Source organism: Roseateles sp., assembly GCF_039595295.1.
Lineage (GTDB): Bacteria > Pseudomonadota > Gammaproteobacteria > Burkholderiales > Burkholderiaceae_C > Roseateles.
In genome coordinates, this window is sequence record NZ_JBCNLU010000003.1 from 1 (window position 1) to 23,240 (window position 23,240).

The 23,240-nt window shown below is 68.8% G+C and carries 14 protein-coding genes; 9 read left to right on the top strand and 5 right to left on the bottom strand.

The window, feature by feature from the left end; translation table 11 throughout:
* The first annotated feature begins 1,130 nt into the window (after positions 1-1,130).
* Together ABDW59_RS03240 and pbpC are read left to right on the top strand one after the other, a co-directional pair.
* On the top strand, positions 1,131-6,098 hold the full coding sequence (locus ABDW59_RS03240; protein WP_343628010.1) for an alpha-2-macroglobulin family protein: 4,968 nt from the start codon (positions 1,131-1,133) through the stop codon (positions 6,096-6,098).
* The gene (gene pbpC, locus ABDW59_RS03245) at positions 6,095-8,398 is read left to right on the top strand and encodes a penicillin-binding protein 1C (protein WP_343628011.1); all 2,304 of its coding nucleotides are present in this window, start codon (positions 6,095-6,097) and stop codon (positions 8,396-8,398) included. Before ABDW59_RS03240 ends, pbpC begins: the two co-directional genes overlap by 4 nt.
* Here the strand turns inward: pbpC and ABDW59_RS03250 are convergent.
* Positions 8,358-8,969 (bottom strand): GNAT family N-acetyltransferase, encoded by a 612-nt coding sequence (locus ABDW59_RS03250; RefSeq protein WP_343628012.1) that lies wholly within the window; start codon positions 8,967-8,969, stop codon positions 8,358-8,360. The genes pbpC and ABDW59_RS03250 overlap by 41 nt on opposite strands.
* Positions 8,970-9,164: 195 nt before the next feature.
* Here ABDW59_RS03250 and ABDW59_RS03255 point away from each other — a divergent pair, with 195 nt between their 5' ends.
* On the top strand, positions 9,165-9,509 hold the full coding sequence (locus ABDW59_RS03255) for a hypothetical protein (protein ID WP_343628013.1): 345 nt from the start codon (positions 9,165-9,167) through the stop codon (positions 9,507-9,509).
* A gap of 212 nt (positions 9,510-9,721) precedes the next feature.
* Entirely contained in the window at positions 9,722-12,304 is a 2,583-nt protein-coding gene (locus ABDW59_RS03260; protein WP_343628014.1) for a chemotaxis protein CheW, read from the top strand.
* Positions 12,305-12,351: 47 nt separating this feature from the next.
* On the opposite strand, the gene ABDW59_RS03265 is transcribed toward ABDW59_RS03260, so the two are convergent.
* Complete coding sequence (locus tag ABDW59_RS03265; RefSeq protein WP_343628015.1) at positions 12,352-12,990, bottom strand: GNAT family N-acetyltransferase; 639 nt, start codon at positions 12,988-12,990, stop codon at positions 12,352-12,354.
* A 381-nt stretch (positions 12,991-13,371) separates the two neighbouring features.
* Between ABDW59_RS03265 and ABDW59_RS03270 the strand changes: the two genes are divergently transcribed.
* Positions 13,372-13,893 (top strand): SET domain-containing protein-lysine N-methyltransferase, encoded by a 522-nt coding sequence (locus ABDW59_RS03270; protein ID WP_343628016.1) that lies wholly within the window; start codon positions 13,372-13,374, stop codon positions 13,891-13,893.
* A 218-nt stretch (positions 13,894-14,111) separates the two neighbouring features.
* Here the strand turns inward: ABDW59_RS03270 and ABDW59_RS03275 are convergent, their stop codons facing one another.
* Complete coding sequence (locus ABDW59_RS03275) at positions 14,112-14,867, bottom strand: UPF0149 family protein (RefSeq protein WP_343628017.1); 756 nt, start codon at positions 14,865-14,867, stop codon at positions 14,112-14,114.
* Between the two features lie 117 nt (positions 14,868-14,984).
* Entirely contained in the window at positions 14,985-17,618 is a 2,634-nt protein-coding gene (alaS, locus tag ABDW59_RS03280; protein ID WP_343628018.1) for an alanine--tRNA ligase, read from the bottom strand.
* 209 nt (positions 17,619-17,827) lie between these two features.
* On the opposite strand from alaS, the gene ABDW59_RS03285 reads away from it, so the two are divergent.
* Positions 17,828-19,306 carry an NAD-dependent succinate-semialdehyde dehydrogenase gene (locus ABDW59_RS03285; protein ID WP_343628019.1) on the top strand — a complete coding sequence of 493 codons (1,479 nt, stop codon included), beginning with the start codon at positions 17,828-17,830 and terminating at the stop codon, positions 19,304-19,306.
* 17 nt (positions 19,307-19,323) lie between these two features.
* Here the strand turns inward: ABDW59_RS03285 and ABDW59_RS03290 are convergent, their stop codons facing one another.
* Entirely contained in the window at positions 19,324-20,220 is an 897-nt protein-coding gene (locus ABDW59_RS03290) for a LysR substrate-binding domain-containing protein (RefSeq protein WP_343628020.1), read from the bottom strand.
* A 145-nt stretch (positions 20,221-20,365) separates the two neighbouring features.
* Here ABDW59_RS03290 and ABDW59_RS03295 point away from each other — a divergent pair, with 145 nt between their 5' ends.
* From ABDW59_RS03295 to ABDW59_RS03305, 3 genes are all read left to right on the top strand, one after another.
* Complete coding sequence (locus tag ABDW59_RS03295; RefSeq protein WP_343628021.1) at positions 20,366-21,574, top strand: MFS transporter; 1,209 nt, start codon at positions 20,366-20,368, stop codon at positions 21,572-21,574.
* A gap of 81 nt (positions 21,575-21,655) precedes the next feature.
* On the top strand, positions 21,656-22,486 hold the full coding sequence (dkgB, locus tag ABDW59_RS03300) for a 2,5-didehydrogluconate reductase DkgB (protein WP_343628022.1): 831 nt from the start codon (positions 21,656-21,658) through the stop codon (positions 22,484-22,486).
* Positions 22,487-22,594: 108 nt separating this feature from the next.
* Positions 22,595-23,170 carry a TetR/AcrR family transcriptional regulator gene (locus ABDW59_RS03305; RefSeq protein ID WP_343628023.1) on the top strand — a complete coding sequence of 192 codons (576 nt, stop codon included), beginning with the start codon at positions 22,595-22,597 and terminating at the stop codon, positions 23,168-23,170.
* Positions 23,171-23,240: the final 70 nt, after the last annotated feature.

Below are 23,240 nucleotides of genomic sequence, written 5' to 3' on the forward strand. Positions count from 1 at the left end.
AACAGGACCGTGAAACGACTCAGCGCCGATGATAGTGCGGATTCCCGTGTGAAAGTAGGTCATCGTCAGGCTAATATCAAGCAAACCCCTCGCACAGCAATGTGCGAGGGGTTTTGTCATTTGGGCGGAACTCTTATTCACTTCCCTCGTGAGTTTGTGTTGAATCGACTATCTGTTCGAAGTGGACAAACTTAAGTCACCTGCGTTTGCGTATCTCCCTCTTCAGCGGGTAAGAGGTCGCCCCTTATGAGGGACTGTTTTCTCTCCCGCTCCGGCATAGACTTCTCCCCTTCGATGCGAGATCGCGCGGGAGGCATATGCGGCGACTGGGAGACATTCAACGGGGCTGGTGGCAAGCTGTTTTGCTGACTATGTTCGGCGCGAGCTGGCTTCAGACGGTGGGAGCGGTCGAGTTACTGCAGGTGTCGCCCCAAGGCGAAGTTGGTCAGGTCCAGAATGTGGCGGTCAGGTTCAAGGAGCCGACTGCGGCGTTCGGCGATCCCCGTTTGCCGGACCCTGTCGAGATTCAATGCGGGAAGGTTGAGGTCAAGGGCACCGGTCGTTGGACCAGCGATCGCGAATGGGTCTTCGATTTCGTCCGCCCCTTGCCTGCGGGTGCGAATTGTCGGATTCGGGTCAAGGCTGATTTTCGACCGACCGCTCCAAATGCGTCGGGCAGCTGGGTCGGACGTCGCGAGTTCGGCTTCCAGATCGCTGCGCCGACCGTGCGACAGATTCGCCCCTGGGAAGGGGCTCGGATCGAGGAAGACCAGCGCTTTCTGCTGCAGCTGACCGGAGAGGCCAAGCTCTCGACCGTGGCGAGCAACCTTTGGTGCGAGTCGCAGGCTGTCGGCGAACGCATTCCCGCTCAGTTGTTTCCGGACGCCGAGAAGGAGGCCCTCCTCAAGGCGCTGAAGATGGATGCGGTTCGAGGACAGTCTTGCGTGCTTGTTGGTTGCAAGCGGCCATTGCCGGCTGGGGCTGATGCCACGCTGGTGTGGGGGCCAGGGATCGCAGGCGCTGCTGACGATGCGGTGCGTACGCGCGGTGAGCGTCGCTTCCGCTTCTCGGTTCGTCCACCGCTGACGGCTGACTTCTCTTGCGAGCGCGAGCGCGCCAATGCGCCTTGCTTGCCGATTCGTCCGCTGAGCGTCACCTTCTCCGAGCCTGTTCCGCGAGAGCTCGCGCTCAAGGTCCGGCTCAAAGCGCCGGATGGGCAAGAGATCAAGCCCGTCACGCCCAAGAACAGCGACGCCGACGAGGGCAACGCGACGCTGTCTTCCGTTCAGTTCCCTGTGCCACTTGCCGAGCAGCAGCAGTATCTGGTGGAGTTGCCCTCTGGCGTCAAGGACCTGAGCGGACGCGCGTTGTCCAACGGCGCGAGCTTCCCGCTCAAGGTCCGCACCGGCACGGCGCCTCCGCTGGCCAAGTTTGCGGCGGCTCCCTTTGGCATCGTGGAATGGGAGCCAAGTGGCCAGAGTCTGGTGCCGCTCAGCATGCGCCATGTGCAGGCGGATCTGCAGCCCAAGGCAGGCGGCCATCTGAAGGTCAAGCGGCTGACGGACGACATCGAGATCCTCCGCTGGTATGGCCGCATGGCCAATCAGCGCGAATGGGACGATCGCAAGATCGAGATGCTCAAGGGCGAATCTGGCCTCTCGTCGATGACCGTGCCCGCGCCGAACACCGACAAGGCGATCGACGTGGTCGGCATTCCGCTGTCGCAGCCGGGCTATCACGTGCTGGAACTCAAGTCGCCTCAGCTTGGGAAGTCCTTGCTCGACCCGGTGCAGCCGATGTACGTGCGGACCGGTGCGCTGGTGACCAATCTCGGGCTGCACTTCAAGCTGGGCCAGGACAACAGTCTGGTCTGGGTGACCAGCTTGGACAAGGGGCGCGCGGTCGAGGGCGCGACCGTGTCGGTTTACAGCTGCCAGGGCGAGCAACTCTGGACCGGCCGCAGCGACGCCAACGGTCTCGCCCGCATCGACCGACCCAATCTTGATCGCGGGTCGAGCGGCAAATGCATCGCCGAGCAAGGCCTGTTCATCACGGCGCGGCTGGATCAAGCCGGTCGTCCGAGCGATCAGTCCTTCATGTTCAGCGGCTGGAGTCGCGGCATCGAGCCTTGGCGCTTCAATGTGCCGATCTCGTGGGACCGGGAGCGGCAGGCCCGCGCTCACACCGTGATGGACAGAGCTTTGCTGCGCGCCGGTGAGACCCTGTCCATGAAGCACTTCTTCCGCTTCGAGACGCTGCAGGGACTCAACGACGCGACGCCGGATCAACTGCCGGACAAGCTCAAGGTGGTGTTTGAGGGCACCGGCGAGGACGTCGCGAGCTTTGATCTGAAATGGCAGGGCTCGCGCTATGCGTTGACGACGTGGAAGGTGCCGACGGACGCCAAGCTCGGACGGTATCGCCTGGTGCTGGAACGCAGCTCCGGCGGCGGCGAGGGGCAGCGCAGTTGGGACAGCGGAAGCGTGCGCGTCGAGGAGTTCCGCGTGCCGCTGGTGGATGCGCGCTTGATTCCACCCAAGACCAGTGCGCCCGGTGCAAAGGAACAGCCCTGGGGCGCGCAACTGAACTACATGTCCGGTGGCCCGATGGCGAAGTCGCCGATCGAGGTGAGCGCCATGTTGCAGCCGCGGTGGAGCAACTTCTCCGGCTATGAAGATTTCGCCTTTGAGCCGCCCGCCGCACGAGGTGCGGAGAGCGACGCCCCCACCAATCCCGAGGAGGACGGCGAGGGCGAAGGCTCGGCTGCGCCGGCGGGCAGCAACCGCCTGCTGCTGGACAAGCTGGCGCTGCAGACCGACGCCAAGGGTGCGGTCCAGTTCAAAGTGCCGCTGAAAGCCAATGTCGATCGCCCGACCGAGTTGCGGGTCGAGATGAACTATCGCGACCCGGATGGGCAGACCCACACCCGGGCTGCGTCGCAAGTGCTGTGGCCGGCCGATGTCATCGTGGGTCTGCGTGCGGCCAGCTGGATCGCCAACGGTCAGAAGCTGCGCGTTCACGCCGTTGCACTGGACATGAACGGCAAGCCGGTGGCTGGACGCAGCGTGAGCATCGGCGCGCGCCAGATCCAGACGCTGAGCACGCGCAAGCGTCTGGTCGGCGGCTTCTACGGCTACGAGCATCAGCGCCAGGTCAGGGATCTGGGCGAGCTGTGCAGCGGCAAGACCGACTCGCTGGGGCTGATGCAATGCGAGGTGACGCTCAAGGACAGCGGCCAGACCGAGTTGATCGCCGCGGCCACCGATGGCGGCGGGCGGACCGCGAAGGCAGCGCGCTCGGTGTGGGTGACGCGCGCGGGGCAGCTCTGGTTCTCGCAGGACAACGACGATCGCATCGACGTGCTTCCGGAACGCCGCCGGTATGAACCCGGTGAGACGGCGCGCTTCCAGGTCCGCATGCCGTATCGCGACGCGACGGCGCTGATCACGGTCGAACGCGAGGGTGTGATCCACAGCGAGGTGCGTCGGCTCTCCGGCACCGACCCGTGGATCGAGCTGAAGATCGCCAAGGAATGGGCCCCCAACGTGTACGTCAGCGTGATGGTGTTGCGCGGGCGGCTGCGCGAGGTGCCGTGGTACTCCTTCTTCAGCTGGGGCTGGCGCGAGCCCACCAACTGGTGGCGCGAGTGGCGCGCCTCGGGCGATTACCAAGCGCCGACCGCAATGGTCGACTTGTCCAAGCCCTCGTTCAAGTTGGGGATGGCGCCGATCGAGGTCGGTCAGGCGCGGCATCGTCTTCAGGTTGAGGTGGTGCCGCAGCAGGCGCAGTACGGCGTGCGCCAGAGCGCGCAGGTGAAGCTGCGCGTGACGCAGGACGGCAAGCCGGTGCCGGATGCGCAGATCGCCTTCGCCGCAGTCGACGAAGGGCTGTTGGCGCTCGCGCCGAATCCCAGTTGGCAACTGCTCGACGGGATGATCCAGACGCGCTCCTGGGGCGTGACCACCGCCACCGCGACGAGCGAGATCATCGGCCGGCGCCATTACGGCCGGAAGGCCGTGGCGGCGGGCGGCGGCGGCGGTTTCGCGACGCGGGAGCTGTTCGACACGCTGCTCACCTGGCAGCCCGCTGTGCGAGTCAACGCGCAGGGCGAGGTGCTGGTGCAAGTGCCGCTCAACGATTCGCTGACGCGCTTCCGGTTGGTCGCGGTCGCGGACGCGCCGGGGCAGCGCTTCGGAACGGGCGAGAACAGCATCAACGTCAGCCAGGACCTGCAACTGCTGTCCGGGCTGCCGCCGCTGGTCCGCGAGGGCGACCGCGTGCAGTCGATGATCACGCTGCGCAACGCGACCAACCGGGCGATGGACCTGCGGGTCACGCTGACCGGCAAGGCGACGATGGCGACGGGCGAGCAGCCGGTCGCCACCGAGCCGCGCATGGTGAAGCTCGCGGCGGGCCAGGCGCAGGAGCTGACCTGGGATGTCGTCGTTCCCGAGGGCGCGAACCGCATCGTGTGGGAGGCGCAGGCGCTGGAGCAGGGCACCGGCGGCGCGAAGGACGCGATGCGGACCACGCAGGCGGTCCAGCCCGCGGTGCCGCTGCGTGTGTTGCAGGCCACGCTGCGTCAGCTCGACGGGCCGGTGAGCATTCCCGTCGCCGCGCCGGCGGACGCCTTGCCGCCTCAAGGCGTGAAGAAGGGCGGGCTGGTCGTCGGTCTGCAGCCACGGCTGTCGAGCGCCCTCCCTGGCATCCGTCGCTACTTCGAAGAGTACCCCTTCACCTGTCTGGAGCAGCAGAGCTCCAAGTACCTGGCGCTGCACGACAACGCCGCCTGGGACGGTTTGATGGGGCAGCTGTCCAGCTATCAAGACTCGGACGGGCTGCTCGCCTACTTCCCGTTGTCGCGCTACATCGTGAAGGGCAATGACGTGCTGACGGCGCATCTGCTGTCGGCTGCACAGGAAGGCGGACGCACGATTCCGGCAGCTCAGCTGAGCAAGGCGCTGGACGGGCTGGCGGCTTTCGTCGAGGGTCGCATCGAGCGTCAGCATTGGTCGCCGCGTCCCGACGACGAGCCGCGACGCGTCGCCGCGCTGGCGGCGTTGGCGCGCTACGGCAAGGCGACGCCGCGCCAGTTGGGCACGGTGGACGGGACTCACTTGACGAGCTGGCCGACCAGCGCCGTGATCGATTGGCTGGTGATTCACCAGCGCATGGCGCAGGCGCCAAATCGCCAGGCGCAGATCGCCGCCGCGCAGAACCAGTTGCGCGCGCGCTTGAGCTTCAGCGGCTCCACGCTGCGCTTCGTCAACGAGGACACCGACTCATGGTGGTGGCTGATGGGCAGCGGCGATGCGGATGCGGCGCGCGCGATCCTCGCATTGGCGGAGGACGCCGGCTGGAAGGAGGACGTTCCTCGTCTGGTGGTGGGCGCGCTCGCGCGTCAGGAGCGAGGGGCGTGGTTCAACACGACGGCCAACCTGTGGGGCGTGTTGGCGCTGGAGAAGTTCTCCGCGCGCTTCGAATCGCAGGCGGTGAAGGGACGGACCGAGGCCAAGGTCGGCAACGCGCAGGCGGCGCATGACTGGAGCGCGAAGCCCGATGGCGGCACCCTGCAGCTCGCGTGGCCGGCGGCGGCCAGCGGCACGCTGAGCGTCACGCAGGTCGGCGAGGGCAAGCCCTGGGCGACGGTGCAGGCGCTCGCGGCGGTGCCCTTGAAGGCACCGCTGAACTCGGGCTACGCGATCAAGCGGACGGTGACGGCGGTCTCGCAGAAGGCGGCGCCGCGTTGGACGCGGGGCGACGTGATGCGGGTGCGCTTGGAGATCGACGCCGCGGCCGACATGACCTGGGTCGTCCTGAGCGATCCGCTGCCGACCGGCGCCGCCATCGTCGAAGGCACGATCGACAGCCAGGGCGAGCGCGCGGAAGGTCGGGCCTGGCCGGACTTCATCGAGCGCAGCTTCACCGCCTGGCGCGCCTACTTCGGCTTCCTGCCGCGCGGACATCACGTGCTCGAGTACACGGTGCGCCTGAACAATGCCGGCCGATTCCAGATGCCGACGACGCGCGCGGAGGCGATGTACGCGCCTGATCGCTTCGGCGAGACGCCGAACGTGACGCTGGAGGTCGCGCCGTGACGACGAGGCGCGTCCGTGCCGTCGCGGGCATGGCCGCGCGCGCGGCGGCGATCGTCGTCGCGCTGGGCGCGGCCCCGGTCGCTCGGGCCAACGACTTGCCGAGCTTCGCGCAGGCGCGTGCCGCGCATCCGGTTTCTGACCTGACCTTGCTGGACCGTCGAGGCGAGCCGCTGCAGACCTTGCGTCTGCACGCGGACCGGCGCGTCCTTCCCTGGGTGCCGCTGGGACGCATGTCGCCGTCACTGCTGCGAGCGATGCTGGTCTCCGAGGATCAGCGCTTCTACGAGCACAGCGGCGTGGACTGGTCCGCCGTGGCGGCCAGCGCCTGGGGCAATCTGTGGAACACGCGCACGCGCGGGGCCTCCACGGTGACCATGCAGCTGGCGGGTCTGCTGGATGAGGATCTGACCTCGCGCGGCGGGCGCAGCCTGATGCAGAAGCTGGGGCAGGCGTGGGTGGCGGGGCGTTTGGAGAAGCGCTGGACGAAGGCGCAGATCCTCGAGGGCTATCTGAACCGCGTGCCGCTGCGCGGCGAGTTGATCGGCGTTCCCGCGGCGGCACAGGCCTTCTTCGGCAAGCGGCCCGGCGGGCTGGATGCCCGCGAGTCGGCGATGCTGGCGGCGATGCTGCGCGCGCCGAACGCGTCGCCGGAGGTGATCGCCACGCGCGCGTGCGGCGTGCTCAAGGCCCTGGGCGAGGTCTGTTCAGGGTTGAACGACGAGGTCGGCGCGGTGCTGCGGCGCAAGGCGCTGTCGGTCGCTGACGCGCCGCAGTGGGCACCGCACTTCGCGCGCTTGGCGCTCAAGCCCAATGGTGGTCCGACGCAACGCAGCACGCTGGACGCGACCTGGCAGCGAGGCGCAGTGAACTCGCTGCGGCGTCATCTCGCCGAGCTGTCCGGACGGCAGGTCGAGGACGGCGCGGTGGTGGTGCTGGACAACGCCAGCGGCGAGATCCGCGTGTGGGTGGGTTCCAGCGGCAGCCAGCTGTCGGAAGCCGCGCAGGTCGACCATGTGCTGGCACGACGTCAGCCGGGCTCGACGCTCAAGCCCTTCCTCTATGAACTGGCGATTGAACGTCGTCTGATCACCGCGGCCAGCCTGCTCGATGACTCGCCCGCTCAGGTGGCCACGGCGGCAGGCGTCTACCTGCCGCAGAACTACGACAAGCACTACCGCGGCTGGATCAGCGCCCGAGCCGCGCTCGGCAACAGCCTGAACATTCCGGCGGTGCGGCTCTCGCTGATGCTGACGCCGGAGGTCGTGTTCGATCGGCTCAACGCGCTGGGATTGCAGCTGCCGGAGACGGGCGGCTTCTATGGCCACTCGCTGGCGCTCGGGAGCGCCGACGTCACGCTGCTGGCGCTGACCAACGCGTATCGCGCGCTCGCCAATGGCGGTCGCTACGGCGAGGTCTCGATGCCCGGCGCGGCGCCCGCGCGGACCTCCGTTCAGGACAAGGGCACGTTGTCGTCCGCTTCCTCGCGGTCGGCTAGGCCGGGTCAGGTGGCCGATGCGCGAGCGAGCTTCATCGTCGGCGACGTGCTGGCCGACAACAACGCGCGCGCGCTGACCTTCGGGCTGTCGAGCGCGCTGGCGCTCCCTTTCCCGGCCTCGGTGAAAACGGGGACCAGCAAGGACATGCGCGACAACTGGTGCATCGGCTGGAGCAGCCGCTTCACCGTCGGCGTCTGGGTCGGCAACTCGAGCGGGCAGGCGATGCAGCAGGTGTCGGGTGTCAGCGGCGCGGCGCCGGTCTGGCGCGAGGTGATGCTGTCCTTGCATGCGGGCCGCGTGCCGTCATTGGCCAAGGCGCCGGCGGGCGTGGTCCAGGTCGAAACCCGCTTCGAGGACCAGGACGAGCCGCGACGCCGCGAGTGGTTCCTCGCCGGCACGGAGCAGCCGGTGATCCACCGAGCCGCCGTCACGCCGACGCTCAGCAACCCGACCGACGGCGCCATCTACGCGCTGGATCCGGACATCCCGCCCACCGCGCAGCGCTTGCGCTTCACGCATGAAGGGCGGCTCGACAACGGGGCGGCGCAGTGGCGGCTGGATGGCCGCGTCATCGGTCGCGGCGCGGCATTCAACTGGCTGCCGATGCCGGGACGCCATGAACTGGCCTTGCTGGACGGCCGGGGGCGAGTCCTCCAGCAGGTCAAGTTCGAAGTGCGCGGCGCAGGCTTGCGGACGGCGCCGGGTGGCCCGCCCGGCGCGGGCGGCAGAAGGGGTGCAGACGGCAAGGGCGCCGTGCCCAAGCTCATTCCTCAGGCGGCGGCTGGTCGCCCCAATCCGGGTTGATCAGGGCGAAAGTCTCGTGATCGCGCCAGGCGCCATGGATGTAGAGGTAGCGCGGGCTGAAGCCCTCGCGCGCGAACCCCAAACGCTCGAGGACATGGCGGCTGCGTCCGTTCTCGGGCCGGACCGAGGCTTGGAGACGATGCAGCCAGACCCGCTCGCTGAAGACCTCGTCGCGCAACCGGCTGAGGGCTTCATGCATCAGGCCGTGACCGACTTCGGCCGCGTCCAGGCTGTAGCCGAGCATCGCGCTCTGGAAGACGCCGCGCGCGACCTGCGACAACGCGCATTGGCCGATCACGCGGTCCGGCGCCTCCGGCCGCACGAACCAGTAGCGCCAGAGGGTGCCGGCCTGGAAGGCCTCCTCGTATTGCGCCAAGCGCTCCCGAGTGGGCGCGACGTCCCAATAGTCCGGCGGGCGGATCGGATCCCAGCGATTGAAATGCTCGGCATTGCGGGCCTGGTAATCGCTGACGGCCGCCGCCAGGGCGGACGTGGAGGCCCGCATCAGCAGGCGGTCGGTGCTGAGCGTAGTGGCCGGCAGGCCGGGCTTGCGGACGACAGGGGCATTCATGGCGGGCGATTGTGCCGGGGGATCCCATCCCCGCATTCCGCAAGTCAAGCGCTCCAGGACGCAGTTCGTCGCCCCCCTGTGGTCTGGGCCGGGCTGACTTTCGATACTCCATCCATCGACGCAAAGTTCCTTCAAGGATCGGCAAAGATCCTGAATTCGCGCGGGGAGACCATGATCGCTAGCCAACGAGTTCCGATGACCACTGCCGCAGCCCTGTTGCGGGTGCCGCGCGGTGGCGCCAGCCTGATGGCCGCCCGTCGCGCCACGGGCGCGGCCGTCCGCGGTCTGGGCATCGCCGCGCTGGGCGCCGCGCTGCTGGTGCCGATGGCGCCGGCGCAGGCCAGCGAGGTGGTCAAGCTGGCGCGACTGGTCATCACCGGCAAGCGCCAGCCCAGCCGCCCGCCAGCGGCGCCGCAACCCGCACCCACCGACCGCGGCGACGTCACCACCCAGCCCCAAAGCCGCGCCGGCGACGGCGAGTCGCATGTCTATGCGCAGCAGCGGCGCACCGCCGAGGCGGCGCTCACGATGACCGAGTGACCCTCAAGCGACGGTCAAGCGCGCACCAAGGCGCCGCATTCATCCCCGTTTCGCGGCGTTACCGCACCAGCTCGGAACTTGTCGCCAAATGGCTGTGCGATTCCCGATGATGATGCTCAAAAGAGAGCATTTCTCCGCCTGACAAGGTCACGGTCGACCGCCACACTCCCGCGCTTCGCCTCATGAGGGCGTGACAGTTGGGAGAACAGGGAATGACCAAGGTCTATCGAAAAGGCCTGCCCTTCAGCGCGGAAGTCGCCCCCTTGATCGGGGCCATGCCGCTGCTGGACGAGTACCGCGAGCCGCTGATGCGCTTGCAGGGCGCTTGGGACAGCCTGGCCTTGCTGGGCCAGATGAGCGGCGCCGCCACCGACATGGCCGACACGCGCAGCGCCTTCGAGGCGCTCACCGGCCGGCTGCTGGACAGCCTGGCACGGCGGCAATTGCGCAACGCCGTGCAGCAGCTCCAAGGCCGGTCGCAAGTCGCGATCGACATCCTGATCCGCAATCTCTTCGAGCGCACCGCCGATGTCGGCTTCCTGGCCAGCGACGGCCCGCTGCGCGCGGCGCTGTCCGGCGCCGAGGATTTGCAAGCGTTGCGACAGCGCTTTGCCGCCTACGTCGCCAAGTACTCCGTCTATGACCAGGTTGTGCTGCTGAGCGCCGACGGCCGCCGGATCGCCGCGCTCGACGAGGCGCGCTGCGCGCCGCTGGTCGACGAACCCGCCCTGCGCGCCGCGCTCGATCCCGGACGCGCGTTCGTCGAGGTCCATGGCCCCACCGCCTTGCTCGGCGGGCAGGCGGGACTCGTCTACGCCGCAGCGGTCGAACCCGCGGGCACGGCCGGCGGCACCTCTGGCACGGCCGGCTCCTCCGGTCAGCGCGGTCTGCTGTGCCTGTCCTTCAAGCTGGAGGACGAGTTGCTGGGGCTGTTCCGCGCGCTGTGCGCGGGCGTGAAGCGCTCGGTGCTGGTGCTCAAGGACGGCGACGGGCGCGTGCTGCTGACCTCCGATCCCTGGCAGATCCCGCTCGGCGCGCCGCTCGCGGACGCGGGCGAGGCGCAGGGCTGGCGGCTGGACTTCGCCGGGCGCGACTACCTGTCCTGCAGCAGCGCCGCCAGCGGCTATGAGGGCTACTTCGGTCCCGGCTGGACCGCGCAGATGCTGCAGCCGCTGCAGCACGCGTTCGCTGACGCGCCGCCCGAACGGCAGGACGAGCGCGCCCGGCAGGTCGACACGCGCGCGCTCTTCGACGAGGAGCTGCGCAGCATTCCGCTCGAGGCGCGCCGCATTCAGCGGGAGCTGTCGCGCTCGCTGTGGAACGGCAAGCTCAAGAGCCGCGCGCAGGCGCAGGGATCGGCGCAAGAGAGCAACGCCTTCGCCGTGACGCTGCTCAACGAGGTCGAACGCACCGGCGACCAGTTGCGGCAGGTGTTCGAGCGCGCCATCGCGCAGCTCGAGGACGGCGCGCTGGGCGCGATCTTCGATGCCGCCGGCTTCCAGGCGGAGCTGGCCATCTCCATCGTGAACCGCAATCTCTACGAGCGTGCCAACGACTGCCGCTGGTGGGCGCTCGACGCGCGCCTGCAACAGGCGCTCGCCATCGGCGATGCCGCGGCGGCGAGCGAGGTGCTCGCGAGCATTCACGCGCTCTACACGGTCTACTCGCTGCTGCTGGTCTTCGACAACAGCGGTCGCGTCGTGGCCGTCTCGGATCCGGCGCAGGCGCATCACGTCGGTCGCTCGCTTCAGGGGGAGTGGGTGGGCGCCGCCCTCGGGCTGCGTGACACCAGCCGCTACGTGGTCTCCGCGCATGAGCCTTGCGGGCTCTATGGCGAGGACGGCCATGCGCCGTGCCTGGTCTACGCGGCCGGCGTGCCGCATCCGGACGGTGGGGGCCAGGTGGGCGGCCAAGTGGGCGGCATCGCGGTCGTCTTCGACGGCGCTCCGCAGTTCCGCGCGATGCTGCGCGCTGCCTTGCCTGCGCAGGCCGGTGCGGCCGCGTTGCTGGTCACGCGCGCGGGCCAGGTCGTCGCCAGCAGCGATGAGCGCTGGCATCCGGGCGATCGGGCGCCGGTGGCGCTCGCGTCCCTGCAGAGCCTGCCGGCCGATCGTCAGGTCACCGGCGAGTTCGATCACGACGGGTGCGTGCAGGCCTTCGGTCTGGCGATGTCCGGTGGCTATCGCGAGTACCGCCGCCTCACGCCGCCAGATCCGTCCGATCTGGCGGCGCTGGTGCTGATGCCGCTGGGCGAGCGGCTCGCCGACGGCGCGGGCATCCAGGGGCAGGCGGCCTTCGTGCCGCAGGCGCCGGCCGGCGCGCAGCAGGTCGACGTGGCGAGCTTCCTGGTCGACCATCAATGGCTGGGCTTGCCCGCGCTGCAAGTGCTCGCGGCGCTGGAGCGCCAACGCATCACCGCCTGGCCGCAGGCGCCCGCCGCGGTGCGCGGCATGCTGGGCTTCGAGGGACGCATGCTGCCGGTGCTGGATCTGGGGCAGTTGCTCTTCAATCGGCCCTGCGGCGACGAGGCCGCGTTGCTGGTCTGCCAGACCGCCGCCGGACAGCGCCTGGTGCTGGCGGTCCAGCAACTGGGTCAGGTGTTCGTCGCTGGCGCGGAGCAGTTGCAGCTCAGCCCGACGCGTCCCGGATGGGCCGCGCAGGCGCAGGTGCGCTTGCTCAAGGGGCAGGGGCCGTTGATGCTGACGCTGCTGGACGGCGACGATCTGTGGCGGCTGGTCAGCGGTGTCGCTGAGCCGGCGGCGCCCTCGACGCCGCCGGCCCTGACGCTGAACTGAGATCGCCCGGCCTGGGACCGGCCCGGACTGCGAGCGGCCCGGCCGGCTCACTCCGCGGCGCGCTCGATCACGGGCGGCCGGGGGTGCAGACGCGCCATCGTGAACACGTCCACGTAGCGGCCATGCCGCAAGCCGTAGCCGCGCAGCCGACCTTCGTGCTCGAAGCCGAAGCGGTCGTAGAGCCGGATCGCCGGCGCGTTGTCGACGAACACGGTCAGCTCGATCCGCAGCAGCCCCAGCCAGTCATCCGCCTGGCGCGTCAGCGCTTCCATCAGCGCCGAGCCGACACCCCGCCCATGCGCGTCCGGGTGCACGCCGATGCCCAGCATCATCGCGTGGCGCCGGCGCACCTGCGGCCCGACTGGATGCAGGCCCGCGTTGCCCACCAGACGATCGCCGTCGAAGGCGAGCAGCACCAGCTCGCCGGTGGACATGTCGGGCACTTTGGAGAAGCGCTCGCGCCACAGCTCCTCCGAGGTGTAGGGCGTCTGCAGCAGCCAGGGTTGCACGCCGGGGTGGCCCATGAGCTCCGCCTGGGCGCGCGCGTCCTCGGGGCGCGGGCGGCGCAGCGTGATGCCGTCGGCGACGCGGATCGCGGGGCGGTCGGTGCGAGGGGACCCGCCGACATGGGTGTCGCGGACATCGCGGTGGTCGTCGGAACGCGGGCTCAAGCTCGGGGTCGTCATCGGAGTCTCCTGGTGGGGTCGGGACCGAGGGCTGAAACGAACAAGGCCCGCGGGTTGCGCGGGCCTTGTTGGGGGAGGGGACTGGGATCTCTGAGGATCTGGGCCGGGGAAGCACTTGGAGCTGTCGGGCTCTGCTTCCGGGGCCGGGGCGTCTACCGCGTTCGACACCTGCCAGTCGTGTGCGTGCACATGCAGCATTGCAGCGAGTGCTGCTGCATCTGGACGACGACTAGACGGATGGCGCGGGACATGCGGGCCAGTATCTTGGCGGGGCTGCGAGGGCGTCAAGCCTGCCATTCGCCATGGCCTGGCCGCTCACGTGGCGACGGCGCGACAATGCGCGTTTCCCGATTCGTCGCGGCTTGGCCGCACGCCGACGCCATGCCTCGTTTGAGTTCCGTTGCTCCCACTGCCCCGGACACCTCCGCCACCGCCGCTGCGGCGGCAGCCGATGCCGGCCATGCCGGTCAGCCGGTGCGTGTGAAGGGGCAGCCCTTGCCGGCCGAGCGCTTCGCGCTGACCGTCGGACCGAGCGCGATCGACGGGCTGGGCGTCTTCGCGGCCGAGCCCATCCCGGCGCGGCTCAAGATCGGCGAGATGCGGGGAGAGGTCGTGTCGGTGCGGGAGGCGCGTCGGCGCATCGACGGCCGGCGGCGGATTCACGTGGTGGAGATCTCCAACAAGACCGCGATCGACGCGACCAAGTCGGATGGCGCGCTGCGTCATGTGAATCACAGCTGCGCGCCGAATGCGGTGCTGCGGATTCGGCAGGGGCGGGCCGAGTTCTACGCGATGCGGGACATCCAATCCGGCGAGGAGATCTGCGCCGATTACGGCGAGAGCCACCATGAGGGCAAGCTGCGCTGCCGCTGTGGGGCGCCGAATTGCAAGGGGCGGTTGTAGAAGACCCTCTCCCCAGCCCTCTCCCGCAAGCGGGCGAGGGGGTAAACAGCGTCCTCTGCGCAAGCGGGCGAGGGGGCAAACAGTGCCCTCTGCGCAAGCGGGCCATTCAGCGTGCTTCATCTCCGCCAGAGTGCGAAGGAGGGGCTCTTCTTACTCCCTCTCCCGCTTGCGGGAGAGGGCGGGGGAGAGGGTCTTCGAGCTCCCTGAGCTCCCGACGCTCAATGCTTCGCGTCGTTCGCGGCCAAGTCGGCCATTGCATCCTTGAGCGCGCGCTGCTGCATCCAGAACAGGCGCAGGTCCTGCACGGTGAACAGCATGTCGTCGATCAGCGCGTTCTGGTCGATGCCGTCGGCCTCTTCGTAGGCGCCTTCGATGTACTCGGCGCGCGGCGTCGAGCCCTCGTCCAGCGTCACCGCCTCGATCGCCTCCAGCATCAGCTTGAGGTCCTCGGCCGCATCGCCGTCCTGCAGACGCCAGTCGCTCTCGTGATCGTCGACGGCTTGCAGGAAGCCCTGGGCCCACATCGTGCCCGGCTCGGGCAGACGGTCCAGCAGCTCGGCCGTCAGCGCGCCTTGCGCCAGCAGCTCGGCCTTGGTCTCCTCGTCGAACTCGGAGATCAGCGGCACCAGGTGCATCTGCTCAGGCGCCTCCACCAGCGCCTCGGGCTCGACGCTGTCGCCGATCTCGTTCCAGCGCACATGCAGCGCGTCCATGAACGCGTCGGTCTGGTCGTGCTCTTCCAGCGCGGCCGGCCAGTCCTCGCCGAACAGCGCGTCCATCGCCTGAATCGGCGCCGCTTCCGACGGGCCCACGCGCAGCGCGGTCAGATAGCCGTCCAGCGTGTCCAGCGTGATCGCGGGCGCGTCCTGGTCAGCAGCGCCGGCCAGCAGGGCCAGCAGCTCGCCCAGTCGCTGCGCATTCTCCACGTCCAGCGTCACGCCCATGTCGTCGTCGGCCATCGGGGTGTCAGTCATTCATCTCTCCAGTTCAAAAAGCACAAGAGCCCGAGGGGGCCCTTGTCGCGGGCCCCGCCGGGCCCAGATCATCGCGTCGCCGTATGACGCGGCGGCGTCGTCCTTGTCAATCCGCGATCAGACGCGCTCGCCGACCCAGGCCTGCACGCTGGCCAGCGCCGCGGGCAGGGCCTTCGCATCGGTGCCACCAGCCATCGCCAGGTCCGGCTTGCCGCCGCCCTTCCCGCCGACCTGCTGCGCCACGAAGTTCACCAGCTCGCCGGCCTTGACCTTGCCGATCGAGTCCGCCGTCACGCCCGCCGCCAGCTGGACCTTGTCGCCGTCCACCGCCGCCAGCACGATGGCCGCCGTCTTCAGCTTGTCTTTCAGCTTGTCCATGGTCTCGCGCAGAGTCTTGGCGTCGGCGCCCACCAGCGTGGCGGCCAGCACCTTCAGACCCTTGACGTCCACCGCCTGCGACAGCAGCTCGTCGCCTTGCGCCGAGGCCAGCTTGCTCTTGGCGGCCGTCAGGTCCTTCTCCAGGGCGCGGACCTGGTCCAGCACCGCCTGCACGCGCAGCTCGACTTCCGTCGGTGCGGCCTTCAGCGTGCCGGCGACAGCGTTGAGCGTCGTCTCCAGCGATTGCAGGTAGTGCAGCGCGTTGTCGCCGGTCACGGCCTCGACGCGGCGGATGCCGGCGGCGACGCCGCTCTCCGCGACGATCTTGAACAGGCCGATGTCACCGGTGCGGCGCACGTGGGTGCCGCCGCACAGTTCCTTGGACGAGCCGATGCTCAGCACGCGCACCGTGTCGCCGTACTTCTCGCCGAACAACATCATCGCGCCGCTCTTCTGCGCGTCGTCCAGGGCCATGACCTGTGCTTGCGCGTCGGCGTTGGCGAGGATCTCGGCGTTGACGATGGCCTCGACCTTGCGGATCTCGTCCGCGGTCATCGGCGCGGTGTGCGCGAAGTCGAAGCGGGTGCGGTCGGCGTTGACCAGCGAGCCCTTCTGCTGGACGTGCGCGCCCAGCACCTCGCGCAGCGCCTTGTGCATCAAATGGGTCGCGCTGTGGTTGCGGACCGTCTTGGCGCGGCGCTCGGCGTCGACCTTGGCGGCGAAGACGTCGCCGACCTTGATCGTGCCCTCGACGACCTGACCGTGATGGCCGAACACGTCGGCCTGGATCTTCAGCGTGTCATCGACGACGACGCGGGTCGTGGCATTGCGGAACTCGCCCGCGTCGCCGACCTGGCCGCCGCTCTCTGCGTAGAACGGGGTGTTGTCGAGCACGACCACCACGTCGTCGCCCGCGTCGGCGCTTTGCACCGCGCTGCCGTCGACGTAGAGCGCGACGACCTTCGCGTCCTCGCGCGCCAGCTGGTCATAGCCGTGGAAAGCGGTCGCAGCGCCGGTGTACTCCAGGCCCTGCGCCATCTTGAACTTGCCGGCCTGGCGGCCGCGGTTCTTCTGCTCTTCCAGCAGGCGATTGAACTCGGCCTCGTCGACGGTCACGCCGCGCTCGCGGCAGACGTCGGCGGTCAGGTCGACCGGGAAGCCGTAGGTGTCGTGCAGCTTGAACGCGGTCTCGCCGTCGATCTGCCGGGCGCCGCCGGCCAGGGCCGATTCCAGCAGCTCCATGCCGGTGGCGATGGTCTTGAAGAAGCGCTCTTCTTCCTGCTTCAGGATCTCGGTGATGCGGGCTTCCTCGCGGCGCAGCTCGGGGTAGGCCTCGCCCATTTCCTTGGCCAGCGCGGACACCAGCTTGTGGAAGAACGGGGTGCGCGCGCCCAGCTTGTAGCCGTGGCGGATCGCGCGGCGGGCGATGCGGCGCAGCACGTAGCCGCGGCCCGCGTTGCCCGGGATCACGCCGTCCACGACGGTGAAGGAGCAGGCGCGGATGTGGTCCGCGATGACCTTCAGCGACGGGCTGTCCTTGTCGCAGTCGCCGGTGACGGGCGTGGCTGCGTCGACTTCCCGCTTGGCCGCGGCCAGCAGGTTCACGAACAGGTCGATCTCGTAGTTCGAGTGCACATGCTGCAGCACCGCCGCCAGTCGCTCCAGGCCCATGCCGGTGTCGACACTGGGCTTCGGGAGCTTGTGCATCACGCCGTCTTCAGTCCGGTTGAACTGCATGAAGACGTTGTTCCAGATCTCGATGTAGCGGTCGCCGTCTTCGTTCGGCGACCCGGGCGGGCCGCCGGCGACGTCCGGGCCGTGGTCGTAGAAGATCTCGGTGCAGGGGCCGCAGGGGCCCGTGTCGCCCATCATCCAGAAGTTGTCGGACATGTAGCGGCCGCCCTTGTTGTCGCCGATGCGCACGATGCGCTCGGCGGGCACGCCGACCTGCTGGTTCCAGATCTCGTAGGCCTCGTCGTCCTCGGAGTAGACCGTCACCCACAGCTTCTCCGCGGGCAGCTTGAAGTGCTGGGTCAGCAGCTCCCAGGCGAAGCTGATCGCGTCCTTCTTGAAGTAGTCGCCGAAGCTGAAGTTGCCCAGCATCTCGAAGAACGTATGGTGACGCGCGGTGTAGCCGACGTTGTCCAGGTCGTTGTGCTTGCCGCCGGCGCGGATGCACTTCTGCGCCGTCGTGGCGCGCGAGTACGAGCGCTTGTCGAAGCCCAGGAACACGTCCTTGAACTGGTTCATGCCCGCGTTCGTGAACAGCAGCGTCGGGTCGTCGCCGGGCACGACCGGGCTCGAGGCGACGATCTGGTGGCCCTTGGATTCGAAGAACTTCAGGAAGGTGTTACGGATCTCAGCGGCTTTCATGCCTGTCCTTTGGTAGCCAAACGCTTGATTTCGCGAAGCTTTCGATTATAGGAGCGCGACCCCGTCCCGCCCGCCCGGGCGCACCGGTGTCGCGTCCGTCACGTGGCGTTGACGCCAACGCCATTAGGATCGCCCGCCGTGCATGTGGGCACTCGGGCATCCCGGGTGCCCTGCCAGGACCAGGACCGCCCCGACTCCGGAGACCGACGATGGACACCAAGACCTCCCCGCTCACGCAGCTCAAGGATCCCAGCCTGCTCAAGACCGACGCCCTGATCAACGGCGAGTGGGTCGGCGGCTCGGCCCGCTTCGACATCGACGATCCGGCCACCGGCGCGGTGCTCACGCATGTGGCCAACCTGGGCGGCTCGGAGGCGGACGCGGCCATCACCGCCGCCAACGCCGCCTGGCCGGCCTGGCGCGCCAAGACCGCCAAGGAGCGCGCCGCCATCCTGATGCGCTGGTATCACCTGATGATCCAGCACGCCGACGACCTGGCCCGCATCCTGACCGCCGAGCAGGGCAAGCCGCTGGCGGAGGCGCGCGGCGAGATCGTCTACGGCGCCAGCTTCGTCGAGTGGTTCGCGGAGGAGGCCAAGCGGGTGCGCGGCGAGACCGTGCCGACGACCGACGCGACCAAGCGCTACCTGGTCATCCGCCAGCCGGTGGGTGTGTGCGCGGCCATCACGCCCTGGAATTTCCCGCTGGCGATGATCACCCGCAAGGTCGCGCCGGCGCTGGCCGCCGGCTGCCCGGTGGTGATCAAGCCGGCCGAGCAGACCCCGCTGACCGCCCTGGCCGCCGCCGAACTGGCCCAGCGCGCCGGCATGCCGGCCGGGGTACTGAACGTGATCACCGGCGACTCGGCACGCTCGATCGAGATCGGCAAGGTCTTGTGCGAGAGCCCGGTCGTGCGCCACCTGTCCTTCACCGGCTCGACCGAGGTCGGCCGCATCCTGATGGCGCAGAGCGCGCCCTCGATCAAGAAGCTGTCGCTGGAGCTGGGCGGGAATGCGCCGCTGCTGGTCTTCGACGACGCGGATCTGGACAGCGCGGTGGAGGGAGCCATCGCCAGCAAGTACCGCAACGCGGGCCAGACCTGCGTCTGCGCGAACCGGCTCTACGTGCAGGCGGGCGTGTACGACGCTTTCATCGCCAAGCTGGCGGAGAAGGTGGCCACGCTCAAGGTCGGCAACGGCTTCGAGGCAGGCGTGACGCAGGGGCCGCTGATCGACGATGCGGCGCTGGCCAAGGTGGAGCGCCACGTGGCCGACGCGGTGGAGAAGGGCGCCAAGGTGCTGATCGGCGGCGTGAAGCTGCATGACCGCTTCTTCCAGCCGACGGTACTCGCCGACGCAACGGCCGACATGCTCTGCGCGCGCGAGGAGACCTTCGGCCCGGTGGCGCCGGTCTTCCGCTTCCAGACCGAGGCCGAGGGCATCGCGATGGCCAACGCCACCGAGTTCGGTCTGGCGAGCTACTTCTTCAGCCGCGACATCGGCCGGATCTACCGCGTGGCGGAGGCCCTGGAGTCCGGCATGGTGGGGATCAACACGGGGCTGATCTCGACGGCCGAGGTGCCGTTCGGCGGCGTCAAGCAATCGGGCCTGGGCCGCGAGGGCGGTCATCAGGGCATCGACGAATACGTCGAGACCAAATACCTGTGCATCGGGGACGTCAACAAGTGACGGTGTCCGGCTGAGGCTCAGCCCGTGAGGGCTTTCATCTCCTCGGCGAGGTAGTCCAGGAAGCAGCTGATGCGCGAGGCCAGCGCGGTGTTGCGGTAGTAGACCGCGTGCACCGGCTGGCGCGTGTCGACGGTGTGCGACGCCAGCACCTGCACCAGCGTGCCGTCCGCGCGGTCCTGCGCGGTCATGAAGTCCGACAGCGACACCAGCCCCTGGCCGGCGATCGCGAGCTGCCGCAGCGTCTCGCCGCTGGAGGCGCTGAGCGTGGCGGCGATCGGATAGCCCTCGCCGCCGGACCAGCGCAGGGGCCAGATGTTGAGGCTCTCCGGCGCGGTGAAGCCCAGCAGCTGATGCTGGCTCAATTGCTCGACCTTGGTCGGCCGGCCGTGCGCGGCCAGGTAGGCCGGGCTGGCCAGCACCTTGAGCCGGAAGCTGCCCAGCGGCCGCGCATGCAGCGAGGAGTCCGCCAGCGTGCCGATGCGCAGCGCGACGTCGGTGCGTTGCTCCAGCAGGTCGATGATCTGATCGCTGCTGTTGAGCTCCAGCTCGATTTGCGGGAAGCGCTCGCGGAAGCCGCCGATCAGCGGCACCAACACATGCAGCATGAAGGGCGAGGCGGCGTTGATGCGCAGCCGCCCCGCCGGCTGATCGCGGCGCAGCGCGAGCTGCTCTTCCGCGTCCTCGACCGAGGCCAGCACTTTGCGCGCGCGAGCGAGAAAGAACTGACCCTCCTCGGTGAGCTCGAGGCGGCGCGTCGAGCGCCGCATCAGCGTCGTCCCCAGCTTCTGCTCAAGCCGGCTCAGTGCCCGGCTGACGGCCGAGACCGTCTGACCGAGCTGCTCGGCTGCCGCGCTGATCGTGCCCGCGTCCACGATGGCGGCGAGCACGGCGAGTTCGTCGAGGGTGCTTTTCATGCGCGGATCTCCCGCTTCCGATTGGGACGACGTCGGATCATATTTGCTTTGTAGGCAAGAATCATTTGGCCAATCGAGGCTTTTTTCGCAAGCGGCGAATGCGCACACTGGCGCCCATCGCAAGCTCACCGAAGGAGTCCTCATCATGCCGATCGCCTTGTGGGCGCTGACCGTCAGCGCCTTCGCCATCGGGACCACCGAATTCGTCATCGTGGGCCTGATCCCCACCATGGCCGCCGATCTCGGCGTCAGCCTGCCCTCGGCCGGGCTGCTGGTCTCGCTCTATGCGTTGGGCGTCGCCATCGGCGCGCCGGTGCTCACCGCGCTGTCGGGCCGCTGGCCGCGCAAGCAGCTGCTGCTCGCGCTGATGCTCCTGTTCACCGCCGGCAATCTGCTGGCGTGGCTCGCGCCGGGCTACGGCGCACTGGTCGTCGCCCGCGTGCTGACCGGCCTGGCGCATGGCGTGTTCTTCTCGATCGGCTCGACCATCGCCACCAGCCTGGTCCCGCGTGAGAAGGCCGCCAGCGCCATCGCCACCATGTTCTCCGGCCTGACCGTCGCCCTGGTGACCGGCGTGCCGCTGGGCACCTTCGTCGGCCAGCATTTCGGATGGCGCGCGACCTTCCTCGCCGTCGCCGCGCTGGGCCTGATCGCCTTCGTCGCGAGCCTGATCTTCGTGCCGCGCAAGCTGGCCCAGCCCGCGCGCGCCAGCCTGCTGCACCAGTTCGAGCCGCTGCGTCAGCCGCGCCTGCTGCTGGTCTATGCGATGACGGCCGTCGGCTACGGTGGATCCTTCATCGCCTTCACCTACCTGGCGCCCATCCTTCAGCAGATCAGCGGGATCTCGGCCAACGGCGTGAGCCTCGTCCTGCTGGTCTACGGCGTGTCGGTCGCGGTCGGGAATGTCTGGGGCGGCAAGCTGGCCGACCGGCGCGGCCCCGTCGGCGCGCTCAAGCTGATCTTCCTGGGCCTGGCCGCCGTGCTGTTCGTGCTCAGCGTCACGGCGCATTCGCCGATCGCCGCCGTGCTGACGGTGCTTGCCTGGGGCGCCTTCGCCTTCGGCAACGTGCCCGGCCTGCAGGTCTACGTCGTGCAGCAGGCCGAGGCCCACGCGCCCAAGGCGGTGGATGTCGCCTCGGGCCTGAACATCGCCGCCTTCAACCTGGGCATCGCCGGCGGAGCCTGGGGCGGCGGACTGATCGTCGAGCACCTGGGCCTGCTGCACACGCCGTGGATCGGCGCGGTCGTTGTGCTCGGCGCCTTCGCGCTGACCGTGCAGGCCGGTCGCCTCGATCGCCGCTACCCGCTGCCGCAGCGCGCGCCCGGCGCGGCACCGATCGCCGTCGGTCATTGAGCGACGCCGAGATCGCTTCCACCTGAACGGCGCCGCGATGCGCCGTCTGTCCCTCACGCATTCTCTCTGTGGAGTTCCCCCATGAGCAACGCCCCCATCACCGCCCGCTCGATTCCCATGCCCGTCCTGGGTCTGGGCACCTTCCGCCTGCAAGGCCAGACGGTCATCGACAGCGTCAAGAGCGGCCTGTCCATCGGCTATCGGCACATCGACACCGCGCAGATCTACGGCAATGAGGCCGAGGTCGGCCAGGCGATCGCCGAAAGCGGCATCCCCCGCGACGAGCTCTTCGTCACGACCAAGATCTGGATCGAGGCGCTGGCCGCCGATCGCCTGATCCCCAGCCTGCGCGAGAGCTTGACCCAGCTGCGCATGGACGCGGTCGACCTGACGCTGATCCACTGGCCGTCGCCGGGCGACGCGGTGCCGCTGAAGGACACGCTGGACGCGCTGATCGACGCCAAGCGCCTGGGCCTGACGCGCGCGATCGGCCTGTCCAACTTCACCGTCGCGCAGATGCGCGAGGCGGCGGCGCTGGTCGGCCCGGATCAGCTCGCGACCAACCAGGTCGAGATCCATCCCTTCCTGCAGAACCGCGCCGTCATCGCGGCCGCGAAGGCGCTGGATCTCGCGCTCACCGCCTACATGCCGCTGGCCTACGGCAAGGTCATGACCGAGCCCGTGCTGCTGGACATCGCCGCCAAGCACGGGACGACGCCGGCGCAGGTGTCGCTCGCCTGGCTGCTTCAGCAGGGCTTCACGGTGATCCCGTCCTCGACCAAACCAGCCAATCAGACCGCCAACCTCGACGCGCCGCGCCTGCGACTGGACGATGCCGACATGGCGCGCATCGCCACGCTGGACCGTGGCGAGCGCCTGGCCAATCCGGACTTCTCGCCGGCCTGGGACTGAGCGAGCGCCCGGCTTCTTCGTGAGCCTTTGCCGAGAGCCCCGACGACCGGGGCTCCTCATTTCCTCATTTGTGGAACGGTCATTCCAATAAGCGCTACAGTCGCGGCCATGGCCAGACCCAAGCTGTTCGATCCCGACGAGGCGCTGGACGCCGCGGTGGCGGTGTTCCGCGAGCACGGCTATGCCGGCGCGTCCGCGGAGATGCTCACCGAGGCGATGCAGATCGGCAAGCAAAGCCTCTACAACACCTTCGGCGGCAAGTGGCCGCTGTATTGCCGCGCGCTGGAACGCTACGCCGAGACCGAGACCTCCGAGCACATCACCGCCCTCAAGGCCGGCGACGGCGCGCTGGCCGGCATTGAGCGAATGATGAAGCGCGTGGTGGCGCAGGCACGCATGCCCTGCCTGGGCGTGAGCTGCGTCGCGGAGTTCGGCACGGACAGCGAGGGAAGTCCGGAGCTGGCCCGCATTCGCGAAGCCGGCGGCCGGGCGATGCGGACGCTGCTGCTCGAGAAGATCCGGCAGGCGCAGGCCGACGGCGAGATCGCCACTCGCGTGGACGCGAATCATGCGAGCGCCTTTCTGATCGCCAACATCGCGGCGTTGCGGCTGGCCGCGCGCGGCGGCGCCGGCGACACCGAGCTGCGCGCGATGGCGCGGCTCGCGCTGCAGGCGCTGAAGTAGGCAGTCGCCGATCAATGCGGGCGCCCCCTCGGCGCCCCTTCTTTTGGTTTTTTGTGGAACGATTGTTCAA